The following is a 10,645-nucleotide window of genomic DNA, read 5'->3' as shown; positions in this document are numbered from 1 at the left end:
ACATTTTTTATATTGATCATGGGGTGCAGCCCGGAGCTATGTATTGTATTGAATAGGTCTTTATTGCAACATTTTCCGTTGCCGATTGAGGGTTCATGATGCATTGCAGCATGAACGATTTGGCTGTGGTTAAAGGGCCATTATACCCCGGCCCGGGCGTGGTGTTCGCTACATTTACGGTTACCGTATTTGAGCTGCCCGGTATTGAGATCCAATTATTAGGCGCATTGCTATAAGCCATTTGCCACATAAAATAGTTGGTAGCTCCCGCGCTGGGTGTGGCCGTAAACGTAATGGTGCCTGGCGGCAGTCCGCCTATACCATCTTCCCCTGTAACAATGGTTTGCTGGTTGCACATGTCATACACTACAGAACCCTTGGCATGTAAGGTAAATGACAGTTGCGTGGCAACCCTTATATATTGCGTTGAGGTTACCGATCCGTATATCGGGCTGGAAACTGTTAATTGTACCTGATATATCCCCGGGTTGGTATATGTATGGGACGGGTTTGCGCCTACATAAGTAGCACCGTCGCCAAAAACCCAGGCCCTGGTAATCCCTCCTTGTTCGCAAGCGGCAACCCCGTAATTTAAAAAGTCGACACGGCTGTTCACAATTACAGGGGATGGCGGATTTGGCGCGGTAAACTCGGTACCGCCCCCGGCAACATCGTAAGTAAACCCAGCATTCAGTTGGTAAGAGCCGGTATAGCCATAGCTATATGTCGACCTCTTTAATATTGACCCGGTTTGATCGGTAACAATGGTCGGCCTGCCTAAAGGGTCATAGGTATAAAAGGTGGTATTGCCGTGCGGGTCGGTGCCGGAGATTTTAAATTTGTTTTGGTATCCGGCCAGGGCAACTTGTGCCATTCCGGGGTATAGCAGCATATCGTCCACAATAACCTGCTGGCTGCCATTTTGTACACTGACGCTGAATGTTGGGTTCAAGGTACTAACCGGTATCATAACCCTGCTATATGACCAGCCCCCGGCGGTGCCGGCGGGATAGTTTAATACCTTGCTGCTGCTATGGGTGCCATCGCTTAACGTTACGGTGATAGTCCCTGCAGCATTTGCCGGGCTTTGGGTCCAGCATGAAAACACGTAGCTACTGCCCAGCCCTTTATTAACCGCACTTTTGGTAAACACGAAACCTGGTGGTATAGATAAGCCCATGCCCATCCTTCCGGCGACCCGGACAATACTTGAACCTGCCGCTGCCTCAAAATTATGGGCCTGGCTAAATAAGGGGTAATCGTCGTCGAAATTAGAATAGAGTACCTGGCTGGCTAACGCGTTTTTGATAGAGGCGATGGGCTTCAATCCCGAATTATCATAAAGGGTCGCCGCTGCCTGCTGATGCCCGTCATCGACTGAAACAGGCAGGCCCAAAACGCTATATTCCGATATATTGCCGGTTACCTGGTAGCGGGGATCGCTTTGAAATAAATTGCCGCTAATCGTTGATGCCTGAAAATCGCCCAATGGCTGGTTTGTTTTTAAGGTAAACGTTTGAGCGGGCAAAACCGAAACCACATTGGGTTGTGGCTGATTTACAATTGAAAATGTATTGTATTTAATTAATTGGGCACCGGTAACCTGTTCGCTTAAACCTGGCTTGGTAATGGTATTTATCTTTTCAATTAGGGTGCTATTCCTAAAGCTGTTCTGTAAAGCTAAAATTGCTACTGTTGCAGCATCAGTACCGGTAGCGGTATAATCTTGTATGTATTTGTATTTTGTTTTATAGGTGGTAAAGTTAACCCCATCGTTACTTACACTTGTCTTGGTAATACTTAACAAGCTGGGGTTCAGGCTACCATAGGCATTATCCGTTTGAACAGTTGCCGACTTCGTTAAATTGGTAGGGTCATAAGTCGTTTCTATGGTACTGGTCTGGTATTTGTCCACCCCGGCAAACAAGCTGTATTTCCCATAGGCAAATGCCTTTGCATTAGCAGCATTAGCCGTTGAATTGTCAAAATAGTCGAAAGCGAGGCCATATATATAACCAGGCGAAGCGTTTTGCTGGTATATGGGCGTATAGGTATAAACTGTTTCTTTAAGCAACTGGCTCGTTTCATTGTAAGTTTTTACGCTCTGCAATAAACCCCTTTCAAAACTATAATTAGGGTTTGTCGGATAAGGAAATCCGTAATTGCCATCGGCCATCGTGCTAATAGGAAGGCAAGCCGCCGAAGCATCGGTGGTGGTAGCATAACGCGAAAAAGTAGCCTGCCATGGGGTGGTGGTGCTATTGCCTGTCACCGAGGTTTGCCCATAGGTAGCCGGGACAATATATTGACATACTGTTTTACCTTTCCCGGTCATACTTTCGGTACCCAACTGGTACATTACGCCAGGGAAATCAAAATCATAAGCGTTTAAATCATACTCCGAAATCGCGGTAAAAAAACGCTGTGATGTCGGGTCTGAACAGTTGGTGCAGGGTGGTGGTATATACCCATTTGATGAATTACCTGAATATACAGGTATCGGAAAAGCAAATTGCGGTCGGTTTATCAGTGCCCCTCCCGAATAAGTATAATTCTTTACGATGTCGTTGGCGGCATTAACCCCATCGTGAAGGGTTACCGTTTTTACCCTGATGCCGCCGCCAAAAAATGTCTGGTTAGTGCGGGCGTCTAAATATTGATTGGGTTCATAATCAATTTTAACATTGCCGCCTGTGGGGTAAATAATCCGGTATAAAGTACCCATTGTAATGGCATTGGGGTTCACGGTGCGGTCGGCACCCGATACAACAGGGAAATAAGTTCCGTTATAATTCGGTATCGGTTGTAAGCGGTACCTTTCGGCTAAAGGTTCATTGGGGTACAAAAACAAATTGGGCACTAAGGTGGTCGCATTGTTGGCGTTATAATAGCCCCAATAGTCTTGCTGGCAATAATTCAGGCCGCCCGGTACATAACCCTGGGCATAAGGCAGCGACGTAGAATTGGGACTAGTATCGATATTTGTACCCACGTATTGAAATTGATACGGCGGCGTTGTTAAACAGGATGCAGCAGAGGTTTGGACCGATTGTAAAAAACGGTACCCATTCACCTGTACTGCATTTAAAGATATGGTTTTGATGGGCACGTTGCCTGTTGAGGGTGCAACAACCTGAAAACTTGATAAAGATGAGCCTTGATAAATAAAGTTGATCGTTTCATTTCCCGGGTCAGTCTCAAGCGGACCATAAGGGTTGCCCAATTTTTCCGATATGCTCGACAGCGTACGCGTGTTTACGATTGCCTGTGTATAGTAAAGGCTATTTTTATATAAAGAGCCATTTGGTAGTATGGTACCCGAACTACCATTGGTACCGAGATAAATATCTGTTGTAGGAGGAAGGGGGTCAACCGGATCCGGTACAAATGTGGGTACCACGGTAGTTGAAATACCTGTACTATTATTTACGAAATAACAAAACGGCAACGTTCCATCAGTACTGCGGGGCAAAGCACCGTTTATAATCTGGCTAGGATCAATACCCGACACGACCACAGTGTAACCAGCTGGTGTTGGCGGCAATTGATAATGCCCGGGGTACGGATTTGTGGCCTTTGTGGCCGAAGGGGTAATTAAAATACCCACCGGCATTTGATTACCGTAGGTTAATGATACCGAACCGCCCGATGGCGATTTAATCTGTGTTGAGCGCCATACGGTAGTATAGGTAGCCTGTTTTCCGTATAGGTTTAATTTATTTTTTAAATAAATTGTGGCATTCGCGGCTACCGGTGTTACACTCATCGTAACCGTTGTAGTCGGGGCAAAAGTGTATTGTACACCACTGTTGGTAGTAATGGTAAACGAAGCAATGGACCCATCGTAAGCCGAATAAGTTGGCACAATCTTTAAATCCTGATAGGGCAATGTTTGGATAATTTTATTGTTACCGAACATAAACTGCCCTGAATAGCCGCCAAAATTGAAGTTGAATACGTCCGGCTCTGTATCCGTAAGTTGATTTACAAATGAATTTAGGGTGCTATAGTTGGCTACGTCATTAGTACAATCTGGAGTAGGGTTGGTATGGTTTTGAGGCGTAAAACCAGCTACGGCTGCTGCACCGGTGCCATACAGCCAGCCCATCCGGGTATCCGGTGCTACTCCTTTATAGTCATCGGGCAGGCCTTTCACGGTACGGCTTATACTTCCTCCCGCGCTGAGCCCCCAGCCCGCGCCAATTTTATAATCATCATTGCCGGCCGGCTGCGATATTTTTACACCCGGCGCATAATACAAACTTATGGGAACAGATACATCACCGTTTCCTATTACATATATCGGTACGCCAATCGATGGCGCACCCGTTTGTAAATTTACGGGGACGCCCATTTGAGCATAACTATAGCTTTGAATAATAAGGCTCAATAAAATAATGGTAAATATTTTTCTCATGTTGAGTGGTAATTGTGTATGGTTTAATGTTTCAAGGTATCCGTCTGTAGTTGCCTTAACCTTTCTTTCCGGGCCGGCATCAATACCGAGTCTACTATGCGGCGCCGCTCAGCCCTCATCCATTTTAACTGTTTATCTTTTTCATCGGGTGCAAGCGTGCTGTCTTGCATTATCCGGGCCATTTCCTGCTGATGGTAGTTCAGTGCATCCTTTATCTCGCCGGCCTTTTTCTTACTCACCGAAAGGCGTTTGATCAGATTATTAACCACGCTATCCGCGTCGTTTGCGTCCTTTGTTTGCGCCTTTAACGCGGTGCCTGATATCAGCAATAACAGCAGCAGCGGCATATTTTTGCAGTTGCTTCGGATCCATTGTTTTATGGCCATATTGATCGTTTGAAAATGTGATTTGTTTAGATATTGATTACGGTGTTTTTTATTGTGCGGGTAAGTTCAATTACGAAGTGGGGTTTCGATAAAAATATGTTTTGATTTAAAGGCTTTATTTTTAAGAAATAATTAAGTGTTCAAAACTCGGTACAAAGACAATTATAATACATGGACACGGGCACTGAAGGGTGGTACTGTAATGGTTATAGCGCTGAAACGCAACCACGATGGCCCAACGGGCTACATCATGTTAATAACATTGGCCGCGAAATGATAATTCCTTCGATCTGACAATAAGCGTGAATCAATTTTGCAGTAAAAATGGCTTGCACTGCTCGAGAAAAAGAGTGATAGGAAACCGCCGACATAATATGATAAGGTATAAGGGTTTATAGTTCGCTAAAGATACTGGTTTCCCTACAGCTGGCAGGGGGTACATTTGTTCCAAAATAGGGCGACTTATGTTAATTTTGCGTGGTTTAAAGGCAAATAACCAAGTCGATATATGATTTCAAAGCGCCCTGCCTAACATGTGGACGGCCTGAAGTTAAAATCCAAAAACCGATATGCAAATCGGAATGATTTATTTTGACGCGTAATCTCAAAATAAATGTACCGGCTATGATGTGTACGAGGCTTTTGAGCCGAAAGCCAAACGCCTAAGGGATAGGTATGAATTTGTTTATACCCCTAAGCATGGAAGCTGGTTGAAGATGGCGGAAATAGGACTTGAACGTTTTGATGGGCAATGCTTAAATCGGAGAATTGACAATATCCAAAAAATGCAAAAAGAAGTATTGGCGTGGCAAACCCACCGAAACAATAAAGAAGCCACAATTAACCGGCAATTCACCAATGAAGATGCAAGAATCAAACTCAAAAGATTTTATCCGGCAATTTTAGATTGACGTGACACTAGAATGGTCTATCTAAAATTCCGTCCCTTTCTGCTGTCAACAATACTTTGAAATCATCCATGATAAGGTTGGAATTTTGGTAATTTATTAAACTAAAGCAAATTACATATTTAGCTTATTAACTTTGAAATTAATATATAAAAATTGGCGCTGCGTATAGAGCCTTTGAAAAAGGATTCCTTAATATGCTTGTGTGCTTCCGTCTTGCGTTCATCAAGCAATTATGCAACGAGGATTTCATCTTCATTTTGGCGGTCTGGCGATTCTCCGGCTGGCCCGCTTTCAAACCAGCAACGCTCCTATTCCGCATAAATTGCTTAAAGTGTGTCAGGATGCCATGATACCTGGCACCTAATTACTGTGGGTGCTTTAGGTTCTTCAAATCCCTGAACCACCAGTCTTTGCTATCGGTCATGACCCAATAGTACTTTTTATAATAGTTAAGATAAAGCCAGATACTCCACAATACCGGGAACACAGAAACGGCCCAAAAGGTGAACCCGCCCAGTCCATGTAACCGGACGCTACAGATCAGGTTTGTTTTAAAGCCGAAAGAAAGCAGCATTAACAGGTGCAGCAATGCGATGCCGAAATAGAACATCCGGTTGAATTCAGGCTGGTAGTCGGCCAGGTTCCGTCCTGCGGGGTTAAAAGATATTTTCCCGAAATAATCGGCATACTCAGACCGGAGGTTTTTCCGGCGGAAGTTATAGATGACCTTTTGGTCCCGGCGGAAGCCGTAACCCATATTGAGGATGACCGTACCCAACAAGGTCAGGATGAGCTGCGCTATAATATAGGTGCCGAACAAATGTAAAAACGAAAAACTGGTCATTGCTGGATTGGTCCCAGGCAGCTGCTTGAGGTCGATCAACTCTGCCAGTGCCGAGGTATTGGCAAAAATATAACCGTATCCTGTCAGCACCACCAAGATTGCGGAGAGGAACTGGATAAATATGGTCTGATGGTGGTTCTGGTTAGTAGCGAACTGTTCGTAGAACGAAAATATTATTTTATCGGACATCTGTTCGGGCTTCGGAGATTTATTCATGGGTTTGGATTTAGGCTATCAGGGTACTGCGCGGTTGATACGTACTTTCCAGGAAATCGTAAATATTGTTCTTTGCAGCCTGATCCCAGGCCGTTATGTTACCATAGTTGGTCAGCGGGACCGCTAAGGCTGCTTGTTTGAACGTTTCGAAAAGCATCTTTTCAGGCTGGTCGCGTTCGGCCAGGAAGTAGTCGGTTCCATACATGATGCGACTGCCGATATCCGGGTCATTAAGATCTGTGGTAATATAAGGATGCACGCTTTTATCGGCCAGCGTGTAAGCGATATCGGTATAAACGCCCGGATAATTTTGCATCAATTCCCGTACCTGCTGGTACCAGTTCTTTTTAAGGATGCCATAAAGCTGCTTTTCCTCTTTGTCGGGCAACCTGCTGCCGTGCTGGATACCCATCATTTCGCTGCCGCCAAAATGCGCCAGGCACAGCTTCAGCGGCTTTTCCTTCTTGCTGAAATATTTAAAGACCTCCTCGTAACCATGTGGTTCCAGGAAGTAGGAACAGGTATTGCTATTGTTATAGGCAGCATTCGTGCCGAGCAGCCATCTCCCCCATTTGCGTTGCGCGATGTAGCTTGCACCGTGAGCGGTATTGGTAAACGGGTTGATGACATTGATATTGTTACGGAGGTAAGCCTCGTCATTGTTATAGATCCCGCCGCGATAATAACAATGACTCAACACTGGTACACCCTTGTCTGCGGCCCATTCATAGGTTTCCATCAGGTTTTTGTCGAAAGCGTAAAAACCCATGCTTGGATAAAGCTTAAGTCCCGTAAAAGGCGCAACCGTTTGCCCCTTGCCTACCGCCAGACGCTGGTCGAAGTAAGCTTCTACCGTTTTCCTGAGTTGGGTACCGTTTAATTTCCAGCGGGGATCTATGCCCATAAAAAGATGCAGGCGCTCGGGGTACTGTTTCTTTATCGTGATCAATTCCTCGAGCTGGCCTTCGAAACCACTCGACGAGCTGCCCGCGCCGCATTTTTCCATATACATGCTCAGCGCGATGAAACGCATCTGCTGATCATCGTATTGCCGGAGCAGGTTCTCGAATACTTCCAATTGGTTCTTGCTTTTGCCGATACGCAGGAAACTGGCGTACCGTTTGCCACCGGCCCCGAAAACAGGCAAAGAAAGGAGGCGCGACAAGGCCGCTGCTCCGGCGCTGGTATTCGTCACTTTATCGATTAAATCCGCAGCGATATCAGGCAGGTATAAATGCAGAAAACGCTCCGGCGCATTGCTCATAGTAAAGACATGGCTATGGATATTGTAAGCAGGCATGGTTTAGGGATTAGGTTTGCTATATATTTTTTTGATGACATCGAACCAGAACGGCGCGCCGAAACTTGCCGCAAAAGCACTGATGAGCAGGCCCAATAAACGGAGCGCTATGCTTCCCCAAGCGCCATATCCGGCACTCGCTTCAGCCCCGCCCCGCTCCGGCCAGCCCAACGGGATCGCACTTGAAGCCGCAAGGGTATCAAGTTGCGCTTTCAGTGCGATGGAAATCACGTTCAGTGAATCCTTTGCCTTCTGTCGTTCCCGAGCATCTGCGTCCAGGGACGCAGCGATTGAAGAAAGCTCCCGTTCATGCCGGTAGTAAAAGGCAATCAGCGAAGCTCTAGCTGCCGTATTTTGATTATAATACCGGAACAAACGGATTGAATCGGCATTGAGCAGGCATGCCAGGACCAAGCCGAGGATAAACAGGCGCTGCCGGGTTTTCTTTTTATACCAGTATCCAATACGACCGGTAAGCCCGGTGAACCAATCAGAGATATTGCCAAGCAGGTGCTGATAAATCAGTGCCTCGTCAAGCCCCCCGTCCGAAGTGGCTCTCAACTCGGCATCACGCATGGCTTGTGCCAGGAAAGCAGCCACATCGCTTGGCTTAAGCACGAGCGTAGCGGCTTTGAAATCATCCAATAAACTGTTTTTATAAATAAGCCTGTCCTTTACGGCGGCTTTATTCATCTGTACCAAATGCGCGCCGCCTACGACCTCCACGAGCGCGCGGGCAAAAAGTTCGGGCGGGATATCATTGGTCGGTTTTTCGGGCGCCCGGCTTAGCAGGTCCACGGCACCATTCAAATAAACAAGGGAACCCCAATTCACCCCGTTGGGCAAATCCTGCAGTTGCTGAAAAAGGTACTTCTTCATAAAACGGCCCCTTTCTGCTTTCAATTGCGCAATAGCTTCATTGATAAAACTGCAGCAAATAGCAAATAAAGCCCAGCAAATCAAAAGGCAGAACACAGTGGATATTAAGGGAATGCCGGATAGGTCCATGGCTGATAAGGTTTAGTTTTTAAGTGAGTTAAATATAATAAATATTTAAACAAAATAAAAAAATACATAAAAGCTGCCGAAATTCTTTGGATGGGGCAATATCGCTTTAACCGGAAGTTTTACAGCGGGCAAAGGCTTCCTCCAACTATCATTATCAGGCACACTGGTTAAAAAGCGACCTTGTTACAGATAATTAATCGATTTTTATTCGAAAATAATTTATATATAATATATTTTATATATTTACCTATTAGCAATCTATTGCCAAAACGGCCTGCCGACCTTTTGCGGCTTCGGAAACAGCAGTGACGGCGGTTCGCTTATATATTCAACCTTAACCCTTATTCTATATGGATGCAACATTTCCCATCATCGACGTTCATTGTCACCCTTCGCTTAAAGTCTATTTATGCAATACGGATATCAGCCAGGAACATCGGCCAAAAGACGATTTCGTCCCCGGAGGCATGCATGTAGATTTGCCGGGGATGCAGGAGGGGAACGTAAAAGTGATTATTTCCTATCAGTATGTACCGGAAGCCGGCCTTCGTCATATGCGGAACGTAGCCTGGCTGGCTACTATACTGCGGAAGCTCCGGGTAAAAATGATTGAAAAATTCGAATCCGGCGATGATGGGCTTGACTGTTTCGAAAAGGCGATGGGCGGAATTAACCTACTTAACGGACAAGTGGCCGCCTCTGCAACAGCTTTTAACGTTACCAGCCCCAAATCCCTGTCGGAATTCGATGCGGCGATGGCCGATGGCAAAACTATTATCCTGCATGGCCTCGAAGGCGGGCACCATCTCGGCAAAAATCTTGATACCGTACAAGCCTATATAGATAACCTTCAGCAAATGAAATCGGCAGGTGTATGCGTGCTGACGCTGGCCCACTTTTTCCAGAACAGCCTTTGCGATTCTGCAGGGGGCATTCCGCCAAGCGAGGCACACTTGCTAGGATACAAGCGGCCTGTATCTCTCAGCAACGGCCTTACAGAGGCTGGCAGGGCCGTCGTAGGATGGTGCCAGGATAACGGGATGATCATCGATCTGGTGCATTCTACGATCGAAACCCGCCGCCAGGTTTACGCGATACTGGACGAGCGCAAGCGCACCGGGAAGACCGTCAGGCCGTTCATGTTCTCGCACACCGGCGTGCGTACGCGCGTAGAACCACGGATGATCAGCGAAGAGGACCGGCAGATCCTGCCGGATGTTGACGACATGATCAAGGTAAAGGAACACGGCGGCATCCTTGGACTGATCCTGATGAATTACTGGCTGAGCGGCGAAGAAGACAACGGTATTTTTGCCCATGCGAAAGCTATCGACAACGTCATCGGAACCATGAAATGGATCCGTTACGCCTGTACGGACGACGTAAGCAATATCGCCATCGGGACCGACCTGGACGGCTTCACCCAGGTTCCGGGCGATGTCAAGCATATACGGTTTATCGGCCTCCTGCGTTACGCGATCGTCAAAGAATTCGGTGCTGAAGAAGCTGCAAAAATCTGCTCAGGCAACGCCCTGCGCGTAATCCGTGCTAATTTAACCTAAA

General features: G+C 46.4%; 6 protein-coding genes and 1 pseudogene. 2 read left to right on the top strand and 5 right to left on the bottom strand.

Going from position 1 to position 10,645, the window contains the following annotated elements:
• Positions 1-16 precede the first annotated feature (16 nt).
• Positions 17-4,417 carry a PKD domain-containing protein gene (locus tag AC1DXC_RS06590; protein ID WP_477458345.1) on the bottom strand — a complete coding sequence of 1,467 codons (4,401 nt, stop codon included), beginning with the start codon at positions 4,415-4,417 and terminating at the stop codon, positions 17-19.
• 23 nt (positions 4,418-4,440) lie between these two features.
• Positions 4,441-4,803 (bottom strand): hypothetical protein, encoded by a 363-nt coding sequence (locus AC1DXC_RS06585; protein ID WP_477458344.1) that lies wholly within the window; start codon positions 4,801-4,803, stop codon positions 4,441-4,443.
• 629 nt (positions 4,804-5,432) lie between these two features.
• On the opposite strand from AC1DXC_RS06585, the pseudogene AC1DXC_RS06580 reads away from it, so the two are divergent.
• A pseudogene (locus AC1DXC_RS06580) lies at positions 5,433-5,714 on the top strand (IS630 family transposase); the annotation flags it as partial.
• 364 nt (positions 5,715-6,078) lie between these two features.
• Here AC1DXC_RS06580 and AC1DXC_RS06575 read toward each other — a convergent pair.
• From AC1DXC_RS06575 to AC1DXC_RS06565, 3 genes are read right to left on the bottom strand one after another with little or no spacing between them, the layout of a single operon-like run.
• Positions 6,079-6,774, bottom strand: a complete 696-nt coding sequence (locus AC1DXC_RS06575) for a hypothetical protein (protein WP_477458343.1) — start codon at positions 6,772-6,774, stop codon at positions 6,079-6,081.
• 10 nt (positions 6,775-6,784) lie between these two features.
• Positions 6,785-8,074: an amidohydrolase family protein gene (locus AC1DXC_RS06570; RefSeq protein WP_477458342.1), complete on the bottom strand. Its 1,290-nt coding sequence runs from the start codon at positions 8,072-8,074 to the stop codon at positions 6,785-6,787.
• A 3-nt stretch (positions 8,075-8,077) separates the two neighbouring features.
• Entirely contained in the window at positions 8,078-9,082 is a 1,005-nt protein-coding gene (locus tag AC1DXC_RS06565) for a hypothetical protein (RefSeq protein WP_477458341.1), read from the bottom strand.
• A 350-nt stretch (positions 9,083-9,432) separates the two neighbouring features.
• Between AC1DXC_RS06565 and AC1DXC_RS06560 the strand changes: the two genes are divergently transcribed.
• Positions 9,433-10,644: a dipeptidase gene (locus tag AC1DXC_RS06560; RefSeq protein ID WP_477458340.1), complete on the top strand. Its 1,212-nt coding sequence runs from the start codon at positions 9,433-9,435 to the stop codon at positions 10,642-10,644.
• Position 10,645 lies beyond the last annotated feature (1 nt).

Source organism: Mucilaginibacter sp. P2_D11 (assembly GCF_056404435.1).
Note: the sequence above shows the minus strand (reverse complement) of the source record. Positions and strands in the feature narration are given on the sequence as shown.

What these genes read in the sequence shown, in the direction of transcription:
- AC1DXC_RS06560 (WP_477458340.1), top strand. Translation starts at nt 9,433, where the DNA reads ATGGATGCAACATTTCCCATCATCGACGTTCATTGTCACCCTTCGCTT.
- AC1DXC_RS06575 (WP_477458343.1), bottom strand. Translation starts at nt 6,774, where the DNA reads ATGAATAAATCTCCGAAGCCCGAACAGATGTCCGATAAAATAATATTT.
- AC1DXC_RS06590 (WP_477458345.1), bottom strand. Translation starts at nt 4,417, where the DNA reads ATGAGAAAAATATTTACCATTATTTTATTGAGCCTTATTATTCAAAGC.
- AC1DXC_RS06585 (WP_477458344.1), bottom strand. Translation starts at nt 4,803, where the DNA reads ATGGCCATAAAACAATGGATCCGAAGCAACTGCAAAAATATGCCGCTG.
- AC1DXC_RS06570 (WP_477458342.1), bottom strand. Translation starts at nt 8,074, where the DNA reads ATGCCTGCTTACAATATCCATAGCCATGTCTTTACTATGAGCAATGCG.
- AC1DXC_RS06565 (WP_477458341.1), bottom strand. Translation starts at nt 9,082, where the DNA reads ATGGACCTATCCGGCATTCCCTTAATATCCACTGTGTTCTGCCTTTTG.